Source organism: Klebsiella sp. Q2, from assembly GCF_009900705.1.
Lineage (GTDB): Bacteria > Pseudomonadota > Gammaproteobacteria > Enterobacterales > Enterobacteriaceae > Klebsiella > Klebsiella quasipneumoniae.
In genome coordinates this window covers 336145-353221 of record NZ_JAAABE010000004.1, presented here as the reverse complement: position 1 = coordinate 353221, position 17077 = coordinate 336145, and the positions used below count along the sequence as shown (strand labels likewise).

At 59.1% G+C, this 17077-nt stretch carries 14 protein-coding genes; 10 read left to right on the top strand and 4 right to left on the bottom strand.

The window, feature by feature from the left end; genetic code table 11:
• Nucleotides 1-44: 44 nt before the first annotated feature.
• The 3 genes from GT756_RS17175 to GT756_RS17165 all read right to left on the bottom strand — a co-directional run bounded on the left by GT756_RS17175 (nt 45) and on the right by GT756_RS17165 (nt 3793).
• Nucleotides 45-1328 carry an RbtT/DalT/CsbX family MFS transporter gene (locus tag GT756_RS17175; protein WP_032456388.1) on the bottom strand — a complete coding sequence of 428 codons (1284 nt, stop codon included), beginning with the start codon at nt 1326-1328 and terminating at the stop codon, nt 45-47.
• A gap of 80 nt (nt 1329-1408) precedes the next feature.
• The gene (locus GT756_RS17170; protein ID WP_160124951.1) at nt 1409-3016 is read right to left on the bottom strand and encodes an FGGY-family carbohydrate kinase; all 1608 of its coding nucleotides are present in this window, start codon (nt 3014-3016) and stop codon (nt 1409-1411) included.
• Between the two features lie 27 nt (nt 3017-3043).
• Nucleotides 3044-3793 (bottom strand): SDR family oxidoreductase, encoded by a 750-nt coding sequence (locus GT756_RS17165; protein ID WP_174562446.1) that lies wholly within the window; start codon nt 3791-3793, stop codon nt 3044-3046.
• A gap of 255 nt (nt 3794-4048) precedes the next feature.
• Here GT756_RS17165 and GT756_RS17160 point away from each other — a divergent pair, with 255 nt between their 5' ends.
• Nucleotides 4049-5050, top strand: a complete 1002-nt coding sequence (locus GT756_RS17160) for a LacI family DNA-binding transcriptional regulator (protein ID WP_004201573.1) — start codon at nt 4049-4051, stop codon at nt 5048-5050.
• Nucleotides 5051-5064: 14 nt separating this feature from the next.
• On the opposite strand, the gene GT756_RS17155 is transcribed toward GT756_RS17160, so the two are convergent.
• On the bottom strand, nt 5065-6006 hold the full coding sequence (locus tag GT756_RS17155; RefSeq protein WP_004201572.1) for a sugar-binding transcriptional regulator: 942 nt from the start codon (nt 6004-6006) through the stop codon (nt 5065-5067).
• Between the two features lie 206 nt (nt 6007-6212).
• Between GT756_RS17155 and dalD the strand changes: the two genes are divergently transcribed.
• The 9 genes from dalD (at nt 6213) to GT756_RS17110 (ending at nt 17077) form a co-directional block, all read left to right on the top strand.
• A complete protein-coding gene (dalD, locus tag GT756_RS17150; RefSeq protein WP_032456385.1) occupies nt 6213-7580 on the top strand; it encodes a D-arabinitol 4-dehydrogenase in 1368 nt (455 codons plus the stop codon).
• A 9-nt stretch (nt 7581-7589) separates the two neighbouring features.
• The gene (gene xylB / locus GT756_RS17145) at nt 7590-9053 is read left to right on the top strand and encodes a xylulokinase (RefSeq protein ID WP_160124950.1); all 1464 of its coding nucleotides are present in this window, start codon (nt 7590-7592) and stop codon (nt 9051-9053) included.
• 69 nt (nt 9054-9122) lie between these two features.
• Nucleotides 9123-10400 (top strand): D-arabinitol transporter, encoded by a 1278-nt coding sequence (gene dalT / locus GT756_RS17140; protein ID WP_032418653.1) that lies wholly within the window; start codon nt 9123-9125, stop codon nt 10398-10400.
• Between the two features lie 49 nt (nt 10401-10449).
• Nucleotides 10450-11112, top strand: coding sequence for an HAD family phosphatase (locus GT756_RS17135; RefSeq protein WP_160124949.1), 663 nt, complete (start codon nt 10450-10452; stop codon nt 11110-11112).
• Between the two features lie 297 nt (nt 11113-11409).
• Nucleotides 11410-12564 (top strand): mandelate racemase family protein, encoded by a 1155-nt coding sequence (locus tag GT756_RS17130; protein ID WP_004214749.1) that lies wholly within the window; start codon nt 11410-11412, stop codon nt 12562-12564.
• Between the two features lie 119 nt (nt 12565-12683).
• The gene (locus GT756_RS17125; protein ID WP_160124948.1) at nt 12684-14306 is read left to right on the top strand and encodes an ABC transporter substrate-binding protein; all 1623 of its coding nucleotides are present in this window, start codon (nt 12684-12686) and stop codon (nt 14304-14306) included.
• Nucleotides 14303-15340: an ABC transporter permease gene (locus GT756_RS17120; RefSeq protein WP_043520372.1), complete on the top strand. Its 1038-nt coding sequence runs from the start codon at nt 14303-14305 to the stop codon at nt 15338-15340. Before GT756_RS17125 ends, GT756_RS17120 begins: the two co-directional genes overlap by 4 nt.
• Complete coding sequence (locus GT756_RS17115) at nt 15337-16242, top strand: ABC transporter permease (RefSeq protein ID WP_004200464.1); 906 nt, start codon at nt 15337-15339, stop codon at nt 16240-16242. Before GT756_RS17120 ends, GT756_RS17115 begins: the two co-directional genes overlap by 4 nt.
• Entirely contained in the window at nt 16214-17077 is an 864-nt protein-coding gene (locus GT756_RS17110) for an ABC transporter ATP-binding protein (RefSeq protein ID WP_004175147.1), read from the top strand. The genes GT756_RS17115 and GT756_RS17110 overlap by 29 nt, the downstream gene beginning before the upstream one ends.

Below are 17077 nucleotides of genomic sequence, written 5' to 3'. Positions count from 1 at the left end.
TTACCGCCCGGATTGCTCGTTGTTCCTACCTGATGTCGGGTTTATTAAGACTCCGCCGCGTTGGCGGTAAACGGTTTTGCACTCTGAGCACTGGCAAAGCCAGGCTGTTCAACGCGGATTAACGGGCACAGGAAGAAGGCCAGAATATATAAGGCGGTATAGGCAATCACCACCCCGATGGTGCTGAAATAGGGCAGCAGCACCACGGCGATCGCCGGCGCCAGAAAGTTCGACAGCCCGGCTGACAGGTTATAGACCGAAATCGCCGCGCCTTTATGGTTCGGCTCCAGCGCCGGGAACACCGCCGCCATCGGCACGAATGCGGCGACGAAAATACCCAGGGCAATAGCCGGCACCAGCGCCATCGCAAAGCTGTGGCCAAAGTGCTGAGGGATGTAGTAAAACGCCAGGCTGGAGAACGCCATCCCGATGCAGCCGAACCAGCGAATCACCTTCATCCAGCCCATTTTCTCCGCCACGATCCCCCAGAAAACGTTCGAAAAGATAGTGGTGAAGAAGAAGGCCGCCCACACCTGGAGCCACTCCGAGGTGGTAAAGCCCAGCTCATCAACGAACATCATCGGCATAATCACCGCAAAACCAAACAGCGACAGGGTGTTAATAATGCGCACAATGCTCGAGAACAGGATGCTGCGGTTGGTATAGAGCAGCGTCGCGGCGCGCCCCAGTTCGGCGAGTTTTTCGCGAGTGGTCAGGTTCTGCATATGGCGCGGCGTTTCGGTATGACGCATCGACACCAGCGCAATGATGCCGCCGGTGGCGCAAAAGACCAGCGCCAGCCACAGGGTGCCCATTTCGCCAATGTGGGGAATGGTGAAACTCGGAATATAGCTGCCGAACACGCCGATGCCCACGGAGTAGACCGCCCAGAACCAGCCCAGCGCAGAGCTGGAACTGTCGCTGCGAACGTTGTGGATAATGGCGACGATAAATGAGTAGAGGAACAGCGGGTAGGCCAGGCCGCGGATGCCATAAAACAGCAGGATCAGCGCATAGTTGGCGCGACCGAGGCCGAAGACGAGGAACAGTACATGGAATACGCACCACAGCACGAAGCCGATCATCATGGCCTTGCGTGGGGTGATGATCTCCGCCACCACGCCGGAGACCCACGCCGACAGGGCGGCGGCCAGACCGTATAGCGTAAAGGCAAAGGAAGCCTGCGCCGGGGTGAATCCGAGTGCTTTGATGTAGTGCGACAGAAAAGCCAGCTCAAAGCCGTCGCCGGTCATAAACACGGCGATGGCGACATATCCCCAGATGAGGTTGAGCGGTAGACCGTACCACTGTTTGTTATTAACGGACATGTTGACCTCGATTTCAGAGTGCAGATGAGTGTCTCCGCTGCACAGCAGCGGAGCATTATTGTTATTAAAAAAGAGGGTTGTTATTCGCGAATCAGCCTGCCGGCCTGTTGTAGCGCCTTATAGGCCTCATACCTGCGCTGATGTAGCGAGCTAAACGCAGTCTCGCTGTGATAGGTGGCATCCACCTGAGTAAATTGCTTCATGGCCTCCGGCAGCGAAGCCGCGATTCCGCCCGCGACGGCGCCGAGGATGGCGGAGCCTAACAGCACCGGCTCGCTGCAGGCGGTGCTCACGACGCTAACGCCGCAGGCGTCGGCCAGCAGCTGCCGCACCAGCGGATGCTGTCCGGCCCCGCCGCTGATGACGATATTTTCACTCTCAATTCCGCAGGCGCGCTGGGCGTCGAGGATCTGTCGCAGGCCATAGCCAATCCCGCATAACCCGGCAACGTACAGCGCGGTCAGGTTATCCAGGTCCCGCTCCATCCCCAGCCCGGCAATCAGCGCTTTCGCGTGGGGGTCGGCAAGCGGCGCGCGGTTACCGAGAAACTCGGGCACCACGTGTAGACCGGCGGCCAGCGTGACCGCCTCAGAAGGCGAGGCAGCCTGCGCCAGTACGCGATCTGCCAGCCAGACCGGCAGAGGGACGCCCGCGGCTTGCGCCTGCTCGCGAGCCGCCGCCGCCGCCGGATGGAAGCTCAGCAGCTGGTCGATAGCTGCGCCGGCGGCGCTTTGTCCGCCTTCAATCAGCCAGTAGCCCGGGACCATCGCCGAATAGTAGGGGCCCCAGACGCCGGGGACGAACACCGCTTCCTCAGTGGTGGTCATGGTGCAGGAAGAAGTGCCGAAGACGTAGGCCATATTGTTGACCGCGCCGTTAAGCACCCCAACGGTGCCAATGCCGCCCGCGTGGGCGTCAATCATCCCCACCGCCACCGGCGTGCCGATCGGCAGGCCCATCTCTTCTGCCGCCGTGGCGCAAAGACCGTCGCCGCAGGGGGTTCCAGGGTCGACAATCCGCTGGCCGATGCGGACAAAATCTTCATCCGCCAGCTCGTCGAGGCCAATCTGGCGGAAGTAGCCGGCATCCCAGCGTTGTTCATGCGCCAGGTAGGTCCATTTACAGGTCACCGTGCAGACCGAGCGGGCGTCATCGCCGGTTGAGCGCCAGGTAAGGTAATCGGCGAGGTCGAAGAAGTGGCGCGCCTGCTGATAGATGTGCGGGCGATTCTCCTTCAGCCACAGAATTTTCGGCGTTTCCATCTCCGGCGAGATTTTGCCGCCAACGTACTGCAGCACCGGGTGGCCCGTCGCGTTGATCTTTTCCGCCTGCGCGGTGGCGCGATGATCCATCCAGACAATAATATTGCGGTCCGGATCGTCCGAAGGCCCGACCGCCAGCGGCGCGTCGTTATCGCCAATCACCACCAGCGAGCAGGTGGCATCGAAGCCTAGCCCGGCGATCGACGACGGCGGGACGCCGGCGCTGGCCACCGCGGTTTTAATGCAGTAGCACACCGCCTGCCAGATTTCACGGCTCGACTGCTCAACCCTATTCCCGGCGCTGCGAAACAGGGTAATGTCCTGAGTCGCGTGGGCAAGAAGCTCGCCCCGCAGATTGAAGACTCCGGCGCGCACGCTGCCCGAACCGACATCCACACCAATCATGTTTTGCGTATCGTTTTGCATCACATCCTCTCACAGGCTGGTTACGGGTCAGAGATCCACGCTGTTCGGCAGGATCACAATGTCGCGTACGGTGACGTTTTTCGAACGCGTCACCATAAACAGCACTGACTCCGCCACTTCAATCGGCTGCATCAGACTGCCGTTGGCCAGCGCTTCATCCATTTTGGCTTTTGGCCAGTCGTCCAGCAGCGCGGTCACCACCGGGCCCGGTAGTACGGCGCCGACGCGCACGCCATACTGCGCCACCTGACGACGAGTGGTGTGGACAAACGCCTGCACAGCGAATTTCGACGCGGTATAGACAGGCTCCCAGATCACCGGCACCACGCCCGCGATGGAGCTGGTGAAAATAATATCCCCGGATTGTTGCGCGATCAGATGCGGCAGGACGCTGCGCACGCAGCGGAAGGCGGCGTTGATGTTGAGGTGCAGCACGCGGTCCCAGACGTCCGGGTCGCCCTCGGCCACCGGCCCGCCGATATAGGCGCCGGCGTTGGCGTGGAAGATATCGAGACGCCCGGTAAGCTGCAAAATGCCCTGCAGAAGATTATCGACCTGGTCCGCCTGCATCAGATCCACCTGCAGAGCGAAGGCGTTTTCGCCAAGTTCGGCGACCAGTTTGTTGAGCTTTTCGCCTTCGCGGTCGATTAGCACTACTTTTGCGCCATCCCCCAGCAGGGTCTTCGCGCACTCGAGGCCGATACCGGACGCCGCGCCAGTGATCGCGGCGACTTTACCGCTGAGGGAAGTATTCATAGAGGAGACAGAGTGGTTCATTTTATAATCCTTTGCCGTGTCTGGTTAAAACTATCGAACCCGAGGGCATCGCGTTCGAGGTTATGGACAAAAACCTGGTAACATATTGAATATCAGCATCATTATTCAGGCTTGCTGGCATGTTAAGGCAGTATGCGCGCGTACTTCCTGGCGTGAAATGGATGCTCAATCGATGAAGCTATGTTGCGCTCGCTTCATCGATTGAGCAAGTGGGGAAATTAACAGCGACATGATTTTGTGACGCAAGTTGGAAAAATGAAGAAGATAACGATTTACGACCTGGCGGAGCTTTCCGGCGTTTCGGCGAGCGCGGTGAGCGCTATCCTCAACGGTAACTGGAAAAAACGCCGCATCAGCGCAAAGCTTGCCGAAAAGGTGACCCGGATTGCTGAGGAGCAGGGCTATGCGATTAACCGCCAGGCCAGCATGCTGCGCAGTAAAAAATCACACGTCATTGGCATGATTATCCCCAAATACGATAACCGCTACTTCGGTTCCGTCGCCGAACGCTTTGAGGAGATGGCCCGCGAGCGTGGCCTGCTGCCGATTATCACCTGTACGCGCCGAAGCCCGGAGCTGGAGCTCGAAGCGGTAAAAGCGATGCTCTCCTGGCAGGTTGACTGGGTGATCGCGACCGGGGCGACCAATCCGGATAAAATTTCCGCGCTCTGCCAGCAGGCGGGCGTGCCTACGGTCAATCTCGACCTGCCGGGGTCTCTCTCTCCGTCGGTGATTTCGGATAACTACGGCGGTGCGAAAGCGCTGACCCACAAGATCCTCGCTAACAGCGCCCGCCGTCGGGGATCGCTGGCGCCGCTGACCTTCATCGGCGGGCGCAGCAGCGACCATAACACCAGCGAGCGTTTACGCGGTTTCCACGATGCGCATCACGAGCAGGGGCTGAGCGTGCCGCAGGCGAATATTCTGGCTCCCGGCTATTCGAAAGGTCACGTTGAGGAATGCCTGCAGGAGCGGTTTGGCAGCGCGAAGACGCTATTGCAGGGGATATTTGTTAACTCGACGATATCCCTTGAAGGGGTTGTGCGCTGGCTGTCGCAGGTGGGGCTGACCGGCAGCGAGCAGCCGCCGATGGGCTGCTTCGACTGGGATCCGTTTGTCTATCTGCTGGGGCACGATATCGACATGGTGCAGCAGGACGTGCCGGCGATGCTGGACGCTGTTTTTTCGATTATTGACGCCGGCGAAGCCAGCCAGCAGCGGATTGAAATTCCGCCGCGACTGATGAGCAGCAGCTGAGTCGCTGTTTGCCGTTAGCGCGTCAGCAGCCAGCGAGCGGTATGTTCATCGGTCACCAGGCCGTTGATCCAGCCGCCTTTAAGGGCGGCCAGGATCGCCGGTCGTTTGTATTCTCCACAGGCCGCGGCAATCCGCGGGCAGTGGTTCTGGCGGATATCATAGCTGGTGATCATGCGGTTGATCTCGCTGTCGACCACCTCGCCTTCTGCATCAATAAACCGCCCGAGGATCTCCCCGATGCCGCCGCGGGCGGTCAGCTCATCCATCTGCGCCTGATTGATAAATCCGTCTTTAAAGATCGGGCTTTGCGTGCCCAGCGGACCAATACCGACAAAAATCACGTCCGCCTCCCGGGCGACGCCAGAGACGCTGCGGAATAAGCGATTGGTGCACCACATCTCATACTCATCCGCGGTCTGGGCGTAGCGCGGCGCCGGCCACTGATAGTACTTGGCTTTTATTTTGCTCGTCAGCAGCAGGGGCACGTCATCGTAATAGTTGCACTGCCCGTCGGCGTCCATGGCGCTGATCAGCGCCACGCAGCGGGTATTCAGGCTGTCGAAATCGATGCGCTGCAGCGCTTTTTTCAGGGTCAGGCCCGAGCCCAGACCGATGATTTTCTCTTTATCATCCTGCAGGTAGCGAGCCATCAGCTGATAGCAGCCAAACGATACGCTGTCGAGGGTGCTTTCTTCGCTAAAGGCGGGGACCACATTGCACTCAAGAAGCCGATACTTTTCCTGCAACAACTGCGCATAATCGAGGCAGTTCGCCACTGGATGGTGCAGATTAATCGACACAATCCCTTCTTCTTTCGCGGCGGCGATCAGCCGTTGCACCACCGGTCTGGAGGTGCCCAGCTGGCTGGCAATCTCGCTCTGATTCTGGCCGGCGATGTAGTACATCCATGCGGCACGCACCTTCTGATCCAACCGGATATCGTCTTCTTTACTCATGGTTTCCCGCCCTAAGTTGCTGGCCTGGGCACGCAATTGGCCCGGCGAATACCCGCATTCTCGCCGTGGTTGGCATAACTGGCAAGCTTTTGCTCTCGACTGGTCATTTGTAATTTAATTGGGTAATTGTTCTTTTGTGATCTGTGGCTCTTATTTTGGTCAAATGATCAATTACAGTGGCGCCATCAACTCAAGGAGAGCAGAACATGAACAATCAATTCACATGGCTTCACATTGGTCTGGGTTCTTTTCATCGCGCGCATCAGGCGTGGTATCTGCATCGTCTGATGGCTTCCGGGGATAAGCGCTGGCGCATCGCGGCCGGCAATATCCGCAACGACGCCGAGCAGGTGGTGCAGGCGCTGGCGGCGCAGGGAGGACGTTACGTGCTGGAGACCGTCAGCCCGGAAGGGGAGCGCGAATATGAAGAAATCACCTCTATTCAGAAACTGCTGCCGTGGCAGGCAGGGCTGCAGCCGCTGATTAACGAAGGGGCCAATCCGCAAACAAAAGTTATCGCCTTTACCGTGACGGAAGGGGGGTACTACCTGAACACCCGCCATCAGCTGGAAACCAGTAACCCCGATCTGCAGGCCGACCTGAAAGGCGAATGCAAAACCATTTACGGCACCCTCGCACGAATTCTGGAAAAGCGCATGGCGGACAACGCCGGGCCGCTGACCCTGCTCAACTGCGACAACGTGCGGCATAACGGTGAGCGCTTCCACGACGGGATGGTGGAGTTCCTGCAGCTTACCGGCAAACAGGCGGTGATTGACTGGATGGCCGCGAATACCACCTGTCCGAATACCATGGTGGACCGCATCACCCCGCGTCCGGCGGCCGATCTGCCGGCCCGTATCAAAGCGCAAACCGGCATTGACGATAAGGCGCCGGTAATGGGCGAGACCTTTATCCAGTGGGTGGTGGAGAACAACTTCCGCGATGCCCGCCCAAATCTGGAAGCGGTCGGCGTGGAGATGGTCGAGTCGGTTATCCCCTATGAAGAGGCGAAAATCCGCATCCTGAACGCGTCCCACAGCTGCATTGCCTGGGCGGGGACCTTAATCGGCCAGCAGTATATTCACGAAAGCACGCTCACCGATGCTATCTACGCCATTGCCGACCGCTACGTCACGGAGGATGTCATTCCTTGCCTCGGCGATAACGGCATTGATCTGCCGACCTACCGCGATGTGGTGCTCAAGCGCTTTACCAACCCGCATATCCAGGACACCAACCAGCGCGTTGCCGCCGATGGCTTCTCAAAGATTCCGGCGATGATCGCGCCAACCTTGCAGGAGTGCTATCAGCGCGGCGTCCGTCCGGAAGCGACCGCCATGCTGCCGGCGCTGTTCTTCGTCTTTATGGAGCAGTGGCATAAGGGAACCCTGCCGTATCAGTACCAGGACGGCATCCTGGATGAGCAGGCGGTGCATGAGATGTATGAGGCTCAGGATCCGGTGGCTGTCTTCGCCCGTGATAAAGCCCTGTTTGGCGACCTGGCCGACAACGCGGATTTCCTGGCGCTGATGCGCGAGAAAGTCGCCGCTGTTTACACGCTGATTAAATAAGAGGTGGCTATGTATCTGGGTATCGATCTTGGCACATCGGAAGTCAAAGCGCTGGTCATTGATGAGAACAATCAGGTTATCGCCAGCCATAGCGCGCCGCTGAGCATTCAGCGGCCTCATCCGCACTGGTCAGAACAATCGCCGGAGTTATGGTGGGAGGCGACGGAGTACCTGATGGCCACCCTACGGGAAAAATGCGCTCAGCACTGGTCGGCCGTCAAGGCGATTGGCCTCTCCGGACAGATGCACGGCGCGGTGCTGCTGGATGAAAAGGGGGAGACGATCCGTCCGGCCATTCTGTGGAACGACACCCGCTGCGCCGCAGAGTGCGCCGAGCTGGAGGAGATGGCGCCGGAGCTGCATCAGGTGGCGGGCAACCTGGCGATGCCGGGCTTTACCGCGCCGAAGCTGCTGTGGGTGCGTCGTCACGAGCCGCAAAACTTTCAGCGCACCGCCACGGTGCTGCTGCCGAAAGATTATCTGCGCTACCGGATGACCGGGAAGAAAGTCTCCGATATGTCGGACGCCGCCGGAACGCTGTGGCTGGACGTGGCGAAGCGCGACTGGTCCGACTCGCTGCTGGATAAATGCGGCCTGTCGCGCAGCCAGATGCCGATGCTGGTGGAAGGCTGTGAGGTTTCCGCCACCCTTGACCCGCAGGTGGCTGCGCGCTGGGGGCTGAACGCCTCGGTGGTGGTGGCCGGGGGCGGCGGCGATAACGCAGTCAGCGCCATTGGCGTCGGCGCGGTCTCGCCGGGGGACGCGTTTATTTCGCTCGGTACCTCCGGGGTGCTGTTTGTGGTGACCGACGCCTATCGTCCGGCGCCGCAGTCGGCGGTCCATGCGTTTTGTCACGTTCTGCCGAACCTGTGGCATCAGATGAGCGTGATGCTTAGCGCCGCCAGCTGTTTGCAGTGGTTCTGCCGCCTCACCGGTACCACGGAAGTGGCGCTGCTGGCGGAGATTGCCGAGCTAAGCGAGGAGGATAAAGCCAACGCGCCGTTCTTCCTGCCTTATCTCTCCGGGGAAAGAACCCCGCATAACGATCCTGACGCCCGCGGCATCTTCTGGGGCATGACCCACTCCAGCCTGCGTGCCCAGCTCGGCTACGCGGTGCTGGAAGGGGTGAGCTTTGGCATCAATGACGGTCTGCAGGCATTGAAAGAGAGCGGGACGCCGATCGCGCAGTGCTCGCTGGTGGGCGGGGGCGCCCGCAGTCCGTTCTGGGCCCAGCTGCTGGCCGATATTCTCGCTATGCCGGTGGTGACCCACAAAGGCGGAGAGACCGGCGGCGCACTGGGCGCGGCGCGGCTGGCCTGCCTGGCGACGGGCAAACCCATTGACGCGGTGTGTGAAAAACCGGAAGTCTGGCAGACCTGGCGTGCGGATCCTGTTCGCCACCACACCCTGATGCAACGCTACGCGCAGTTTAAGGCCCTGTATTTAAACGATCTGCACTATCGGCAGCACTGATTTTACCACCACAGCCGCTTCGTTGAACGTCGCGGAGCGGCCACCCTGTACCCTGAAAACGAGGTCATTATGTCTATCAATAATAAACAGTGGCTCGGTTTACCCCTGAACCTGCTCTGGGGATACATCGCCATTGCCGTATTTATGACCGGCGACGGTTTCGAATTAGCTTTTCTCTCGCACTATATCAAAGCGCTCGGCTTCTCTCCGGCGGAGGCCTCCTTTGCCTTTACCCTCTACGGCCTGGCCGCCGCGCTGTCGGCGTGGATTTCCGGCGTGGTGGCGGAAATTATCACCCCGCTGAAAACGATGATGATTGGCTTCGTACTGTGGTGCGTGTTCCACGTGCTGTTCCTCGTTTTCGGCCTCGGTCACGCCAACTATGCGCTGATCCTGCTTTTCTACGGCATCCGCGGCTTCGCCTATCCGCTGTTCCTCTACTCGTTTATCGTGGCGATTGTCCATAACGTCAAAAGCGACAACGCCAGCTCGGCCATCGGTTGGTTCTGGGCGGTCTATTCCATCGGCATCGGGGTCTTCGGCAGCTATATTCCGAGTTTCACCATTCCGCATATTGGCGAAATGGGCACCCTGTGGCTGGCGCTGGCCTTCTGCCTTACCGGGGGGGTGATTGCTCTGGCTTCCCTGCGCCATATTCAAACGCCGCAGCATATGCAGAATCTCACCACCCGTGAGAAGTTTGCCGAGCTGGGACGCGCCGCGACGCTGCTCTATACCAACCGCAATATTCTGCTGTCGAGCATGGTCAGGATCATCAATACCCTCTCGCTGTTCGGGTTTGCGGTGATTATGCCGATGATGTTCGTTGATGAGCTGGGCTTTACCACTTCAGAATGGCTTCAGGTGTGGGCGGTCTTCTTCTTCACCACCATTTTCTCTAACGTGCTGTGGGGCATTTTGGGTGAAAAACTGGGCTGGATGAAGGTGGTGCGCTGGTTCGGCTGCATCGGGATGGCGCTTTCCAGCCTGGCGTTTTACTACATCCCTCAGCACTTTGGCCACAGCTTTGCGATGGCGCTGATCCCGGCCATCGCCCTGGGGATCTTTGTCGCCGCCTTTGTGCCGCTGGCCGCCGTGTTCCCTGCGCTGGAGCCGAAGCACAAAGGCGCGGCGATTTCGGTGTATAACCTGTCGGCGGGGATGTCTAACTTTCTCGCTCCGGCGATCGCCGTGGTGCTGCTGCCGTTCTTCAGCACCATTGGGGTAGTCATCGCCTATACCGCATTGTACGTGGTGGCCTTTTTCCTCTGTGCGTTTATCCGCGTGGAGCAGCCGGGATTTTCCCACAAGGAAGCGACTGCCCGTGAGCAGGTTGAATTCTCTTAAGGTGATGCGGCTGGCATGGGCTCCATGCCAGCCTTAATGAGGTGAACGAATGAGTATGCAGGCGGTTATTTTTGACATGGATGGCGTGATTATTGATTCCGAGGCGCTGTGGCGCCAGGCGCAGATTGACGCCCTCGCGCAGTGGGGAGCAACGGCGAGCGTGGCTGAGTGTGAAACCCTGACCAAGGGCAAACGCCTCGACGAAATCGCCGACACCTGGTGCCGCTATTTTCAGCTTAACCTTGCCCCATCGCTGCTGGAAGAGGCCATATTGCAGCGCATCACCGGCCTGATTGCCGCCGATGGCGAGCCGATGCGTGGGGTGCAGGAGGCGTTAGGCTATTTTCGCGCAGCTGGCAATAAAATTGCGCTCGCCACGTCATCATCCCGCCAGGTTATCGCCGCCGTGCTGAACAAGCTCTCGCTCTGGCACTTTTTTGACGCGATCTCCAGCGCAGATGATGAACCACGCGGCAAACCGCACCCGGCGGTGTACCTCACGACGCTGCGGAAGCTCAATCTCAACGCCAGCCAGTGTCTGGTGATTGAGGATAGCTTTACCGGCTTTTGCGCGGCCCAGTCGGCGGGGATTGCCACGATAGTGATTGCAGAAGATAGCCAGCACGCGCGTTTTCAGGCCGCCGCTGGCCGCTATCAAACCTTACCTGAACTGCTGGAAGCGCTTAGCGCGGAGCCAGCGGCGGCGGTTTAAGTCAGCCATTTGTGGGCGCAGACATTCCCGGGATGTAGCTGGTCGGTTAATCTCTTCTCTGCGCTCACGCCCTTTTTTCTCCTGGTCGATCTGCCTCACATTTCGCTCATCTTTTGTGAAAACAGTCACGTCTTGTTGTGCCAATGCCCAAATTTATGGCCTTGCTTAGCGGTGTTTGTCCGAGGCACTACTACGAAGTTGTGCTTAGATTATATATTGAAACGTATTTTCAATAATGTGAAACCGCTTTGCCGATTTGATTATGTCGATCGGATTTGGCCGTGATAAGGACCGAGCATGAAAATTGAATCTGTGAATGTCACCGTTTTCCAATATCCCACTCGTCGGGTTTCCGACAGCGCCGGGCACTCCCATCCGGGGGGTGAAAGCATGGCCAAAATGGCGATGCTGACCATCACCGCTGATGATGGGGCGCAGGGCTTTTCGTTTGCGCCTCCGGAAGTCGTGCGCCCGTTCGTGGTGAATACTTTTTTTCGCAAAGTGCTGGTGGGACAGGACCCGTTTAACCGTGAGCGTATCTGGCAGGATCTTAACCACTGGCAGCGCGGCAGCGCACATCAGCTAACGGAGCGCGCGCTGTCGTTTGTTGAACAGGCGCTGTGGGACCTGATCGGCCGCAGCCTTAAGATGCCGGTTTATAAGCTGCTCGGCGGCTATCGCGACACTGTCCCGGCTTACGGTAGCACCATGTGCGGCGACGATCTGCCGGGCGGCCTGTCGACCCCGGAAGAGTATGCCGCTTTTGCTGAGAAGCTGGTCGCCCGCGGCTACAAGGCCATCAAGCTGCACACCTGGATGCCGCCAATCTCTTTTGCGCCCAATCCCAAAATGGACATTAAAGCCTGCGCGGCGGTGCGCGAAGCCGTAGGGCCGGATATTGACCTGATGATTGATGGCTATCACTGGTACAGCCGCGCCGAGGCGCTGTGGATCGGCAAAGAGCTGGAAAAACTCAATTTCGCCTGGTTTGAAGAGCCGATGGAGGAGGATTCGATGTCCTCCTATGCGTGGCTGGCGGAAAACCTGTCGATTCCCATCGTCGGGCCGGAGAGCTTCGGCGGCAAGCACCACATGCGCGCCGAATGGGTGAAAGCCGGGGCCTGCGACATTCTGCGCGCCGGCGCTAACGGCGTGGGGGGGATTACACCGACCATGAAGGTGGCGGCGCTGGCGGAATCTTTCGGCATGGATTGCGAAGTCCACGGCAACGGAGCGGCAAGCCTGGCGGTGGTGGGCGCGATCCGCAACTGCCGCTGGTACGAGCGCGGCCTGCTGCATCCGTTCCTCGACTACGATGAACCGGCGGCCTATCTCAACAGCATTGTCGACCCGATGGATGACCAGGGATTTGTGCATTTGTCACAACGTCCGGGTCTCGGTGAAGACATTAATTTTGCGTATATCGAAGCCAATACCGTTAGCCACGACTGATTTAAAAAAATAAATACCCGATGGCGCTGCGCTTATCGAGCCTGCGGCCCGGTAGACCGGATAAGCCGAAAATGCCGCCATCCGGCAACATGTACCCTACAGTACAGGCAAACAGAGATATGAAAAAAACCTCCTTACTGGGAGCGTGTATTCTCGCGCTCGCCATGTCGATGGGGAGCGGGGAGGCGGTGGCGAAAACGCCGCCCGACCAGCTGATCATCGGCATGAATATGAATAACCTGCTCACCCTTGACCCGGCGGCGATGACCGGTAACGAAGTGGTGGGGATCGTGGTCAACCTCTACGACTCGCTGGTGGAGCTTGACCCTGAGCAGCTCACCACCGTCAGGCCCGCGCTGGCGAAATCCTGGGATATCAGCCCCGACGGCAAAACCCTGACCTTTCATCTGCGCGATGACGTTAAGTTTCACTCCGGCAACCCGCTGACCGCCGCCGACGTCGTGTGGTCAATGCGGCGCATCCTGCACCTCAACCTGGCCCAGGCCTCAGTATGGAAATCCTATGGCTTCAGTAAGAAAAATATCGACAGCCAGGTCAGCGCGCCGGACCGCTTCACGGTGCAAATCGTATTACCCAAAGATAACGATCCGCAGCTGGTGATTTACTCGCTGGCGGCGCTGGGCAACCTCGGAGTGCTGGACAGTAAAACGGTGCAAAGCCACCAGCAGGATAACGACTGGGGTAACCGCTGGCTAACCACCCATGAAGCCGGTTCCGGGCCGTTTATCCTCGAAACCTGGCAGGCGAAAGATGTGCTGCGCATGAAGCGCAACCCTGGCTACTGGCGCGGCGAGGCGAAAATGAGCCGCGTGGTACTGCGTCATTTCCAGGAGTCGCAAACTCTGCGCCTGATGATCGAAAAAGGCGACCTTGATATTGCCAACAATATGGCGGTTTCCGATATCAACGCCCTGCGCAGCGATCCGCAGCTGACCGTCGATGCGGTGCAGCGCGGCACCATGTACTACGTGGCGATGAGCATGAAAGAGGCGCACTTCGCCAATCCGAAAGTGCGCGAGGCGGTGCGCTATCTGATTGATTACCAGGGTATCAATAAAGCGCTGATGCCGGGCTACGGCGTGCTGCACCAGCGGCCTATCAAAGCGGGAATGCCGTCCACGCTACCCGATCCCGGCTACAGGCTGGATGTGGCGCGGGCGAAAAAGCTGCTGGCGGAAGCGGGATATCCCAACGGCTTTGATACCACGCTGCGGGTACTCTCCGATCAGCCATTTCTTAACATCGCTATCGCCGTGCAGTCGACGCTGATGCAGGCGGGGATTAACGCCAAAATCATCACCGGCACTGGTAACCAGATCTACGGCGCAATGCGCGAGCGTAAATTTGACCTGCTGGTAGGTCGCGGCGGCAGCGGGATGGAGCCGCATCCGCACTCCAGCCTGCGCGCGCTGGTCTATAACCCGGATAACAGCGATAAGGCGCGCCTGACCAACTTCCAGGGCTGGCGTACCGGTTTTTACGACCCGCAACTGAATACGATGATTGACCAGGCCCTGCTGGAACGCGATCCGCAAAAACAGGTGGCTGACTACCAGGCCATCCAGACACGCTACGACCAGCTGGTTCCGGCTTTAATTCCGCTTTCGCAGATGGTTGATTCGGTCGTCGTGCGCAACGAGGTACGGGAGTATCAGCCGCACCCCTCCGCCACCACTTTTCTGCGTGACGTCTATAAAGTCCGCGAAGGAGAGAAAGGATGAGTACCGCAATCCTTGCGCCCGGCTCACGCGGCCGGCGCTTATCAAAACGGCTACTGCAGGTGGTGATTACACTGTTCGGCCTGCTGCTGCTGACCTTTACCATTGGCCGCGTCATGCCCATCGACCCGGTGCTGGCGATTGTCGGCCCGGATGCTGACCAGAGTACCTATCAGCAGGTTTACCAGCGGCTGGGGTTTGATAAATCGCTGACCACCCAGTTTGGCATCTATTTCGTCAACCTGTTGCACGGCGATCTGGGCAACGCGCTGCTGACCGGGAAACCGGTGGTGGACGATATTATCCGCGTCTTCCCGGCCACCATGGAGCTGGCAACGATGGCGATTATTGTCGGCGCGGGTCTTGGTATTCCGCTGGGCGTGTTGGCGGCGGCGCGGCGCAATAGCGTCTCCGATTATGTGGTACGCATTATCAGCCTGGCGGGCTACTCGATGCCGATCTTTTGGGTCGGGATGATGGGGCTGCTGGTGTTCTATGCCTGGCTTGGCTGGGTAGGCGGCGCCGGGAGGGTAGAGCTCGGGCTGGATGGTGTGGTGCCGCGCTGCACCGGGCTGATGACCGTTGATGCGCTGCTGGCCGGCAACGGCCAGGTGTTCTGGAACGCCATTAATCATCTGATTCTTCCCGCCTCGCTGCTGGGTTTTCACTCGCTGGCTTATATCAGCCGTATGACCCGCAGCTTTATGCTGGCCCAGCTGTCGCAGGAGTTCATTATTACCGCCCGGGTGAAAGGGCTGACCGAGCGCCAGGTTATCTGGAACCATGCGTTTCGTAACATCCTCGTGCAACTGCTGACGGTGGTGGCGCTGGCCTACGGCGCGCTGCTGGAAGGCGCGGTGCTGATTGAAACCGTCTTCTCATGGCCGGGGTTTGGCTCCTACCTTACCGGAAGCTTGCTGCTGGGCGATATGAATGCGGTGATGGGCTGCGTGCTGCTGGTGGGGGTGATCTTCGTGATGCTCAACCTGCTCTCCGACATGCTGTATCAATTCTTTGACCCGAGGACAAAATCATGACCGTTTCTCTGGATTCGCCGCTTTCGGGTGGTGCGGGCGAAGGCCGTCAGCGGCTGCAACGCGCGGCGGCGCGGGCCGTCGGGTTTATCGGCAAAATGGCGCGCAATCCGCTCACGGCCATCGGCGGAGGAATTATCTTTATGCTGCTGGTGGTGGCGATTTTCGCGCCGCTGATTGCGCCTTATAACCCGCTGGTACAGGACCTGAATAGTGCGCTGGTCGCGCCGAATGCGCAGCACTGGTTCGGCACCGATGAGTTTGGCCGAGATATCTTTAGTCGCCTGGTGTACGGCTCCCGCATCACGCTCTATATCGTGCTGCTGGTCTCAGTGACCGTCGGTCCGCTCGGACTGCTGCTGGGCGTCAGTGCCGGCTATTTCGGCGGTAAAGTCGATATGGTGCTGATGCGCGTCACCGATATTTTCATCTCCTTCCCGAGTCTGGTCCTGGCGCTGGCGTTTGTCGCCGCTTTAGGACCAGGGCTGGAGCACGTGGTTATCGCCATCACGCTGACCGCCTGGCCGCCGATTGCCCGTCTGGCGCGCGCCGAAACGCTCTCTCTGCGCCAGGCTGATTTTATCTCCGCCGTGCGTCTGCAGGGCGCTTCATCGGCCCGCGTCCTCTGGCGCCATATCGTGCCGCTGTGTCTGCCCTCGGTCATTATCCGTATCACCATGAATATGGCCGGGATCATTCTGACCGCGGCCGGCCTAGGCTTTCTCGGCCTCGGCGCGCAGCCGCCAGAGCCGGAGTGGGGAGCGATGATCTCCAGCGGGCGCACTTATATGATGGAGTGCTGGTGGGTCGTAACCATTCCGGGGCTGGCGATTTTGATCAATAGCTTAGCGTTCAACTTCTTAGGAGATGGCCTACGTGACATCCTCGATCCCCGTAGTGAATAATGCACCGCTGCTCGACGTGCGCGATTTGTGCGTCGACTTTGTTAACGGTAGCGCGGTGACCCACGCCGTGCGCGGCGTCTCCTTCCAGCTGGGGCATGAGAAGCTGGCTATTGTCGGCGAGTCCGGTTCGGGTAAGTCCACCGTTGGGCGCGCGCTGCTGCAGCTGCATCCGAAAAAGGCCCGCGTCAGCGCCAGCCGGATGCAGTTTGCCGACCTCGATCTGCAGCATCTTAGCGAAGCGCAGATGCGCGGCGTACGCGGCAAACGTATCTCTATGATTATGCAGGACCCGAAATATTCGCTTAATCCGGTGGTCTGCGTGGGTAAGCAAATCGCCGAGGCCTGGCTTACTCATCATCCCGGGCGCAAAGATGAGGCGAAAGCCAGGGCGCTGGAGATGCTGGAGGTGGTGCGTATTCGCCAGCCGGAGCGCGTTTATCAGCTTTATCCGCATGAAATATCCGGCGGACAGGGGCAGCGCATCATGATCGCCATGATGCTGATTACCGACCCGGAGCTGATCATTGCCGATGAGCCCACCTCCGCGCTGGACGTGTCGGTGCGCCTGCAGGTGCTGGGCCTGCTGGATGACCTGGTTCAGTCGCGCGGGCTGGGGCTGATTTTTATCAGCCACGATATCAACCTGGTGCGCAGCTTCTGCGACCGGGTGCTGGTGATGTACGCCGGACGGGTAGTGGAGTCCATCGCCGCTAAAGATCTCGATCACGCCCGTCACCCCTACACTCAGGGATTGATTAACTCGCTGCCGGATATGCAGCATCGTCGCCCGATACTGCCGGTGCTGCAGCGTCAGGCCAGCTGGTTAACGGATTAA

Bases quoted from the DNA above. Each gene is read 5' to 3' on its own strand.
- GT756_RS17165 (WP_174562446.1), bottom strand. From the start codon at position 3,793: ATGAACCACTCTGTCTCCTCTATGAATACTTCCCTCAGCGGTAAAGTC.
- dalD (WP_032456385.1), top strand. From the start codon at position 6,213: ATGAACAATCAATTCACATGGCTTCACATTGGTCTGGGTTCTTTTCAT.
- GT756_RS17160 (WP_004201573.1), top strand. From the start codon at position 4,049: ATGAAGAAGATAACGATTTACGACCTGGCGGAGCTTTCCGGCGTTTCG.
- GT756_RS17115 (WP_004200464.1), top strand. From the start codon at position 15,337: ATGACCGTTTCTCTGGATTCGCCGCTTTCGGGTGGTGCGGGCGAAGGC.
- GT756_RS17170 (WP_160124951.1), bottom strand. From the start codon at position 3,016: ATGCAAAACGATACGCAAAACATGATTGGTGTGGATGTCGGTTCGGGC.
- GT756_RS17120 (WP_043520372.1), top strand. From the start codon at position 14,303: ATGAGTACCGCAATCCTTGCGCCCGGCTCACGCGGCCGGCGCTTATCA.
- GT756_RS17175 (WP_032456388.1), bottom strand. From the start codon at position 1,328: ATGTCCGTTAATAACAAACAGTGGTACGGTCTACCGCTCAACCTCATC.
- dalT (WP_032418653.1), top strand. From the start codon at position 9,123: ATGTCTATCAATAATAAACAGTGGCTCGGTTTACCCCTGAACCTGCTC.
- GT756_RS17125 (WP_160124948.1), top strand. From the start codon at position 12,684: ATGAAAAAAACCTCCTTACTGGGAGCGTGTATTCTCGCGCTCGCCATG.
- GT756_RS17135 (WP_160124949.1), top strand. From the start codon at position 10,450: ATGAGTATGCAGGCGGTTATTTTTGACATGGATGGCGTGATTATTGAT.
- GT756_RS17155 (WP_004201572.1), bottom strand. From the start codon at position 6,006: ATGAGTAAAGAAGACGATATCCGGTTGGATCAGAAGGTGCGTGCCGCA.
- xylB (WP_160124950.1), top strand. From the start codon at position 7,590: ATGTATCTGGGTATCGATCTTGGCACATCGGAAGTCAAAGCGCTGGTC.
- GT756_RS17130 (WP_004214749.1), top strand. From the start codon at position 11,410: ATGAAAATTGAATCTGTGAATGTCACCGTTTTCCAATATCCCACTCGT.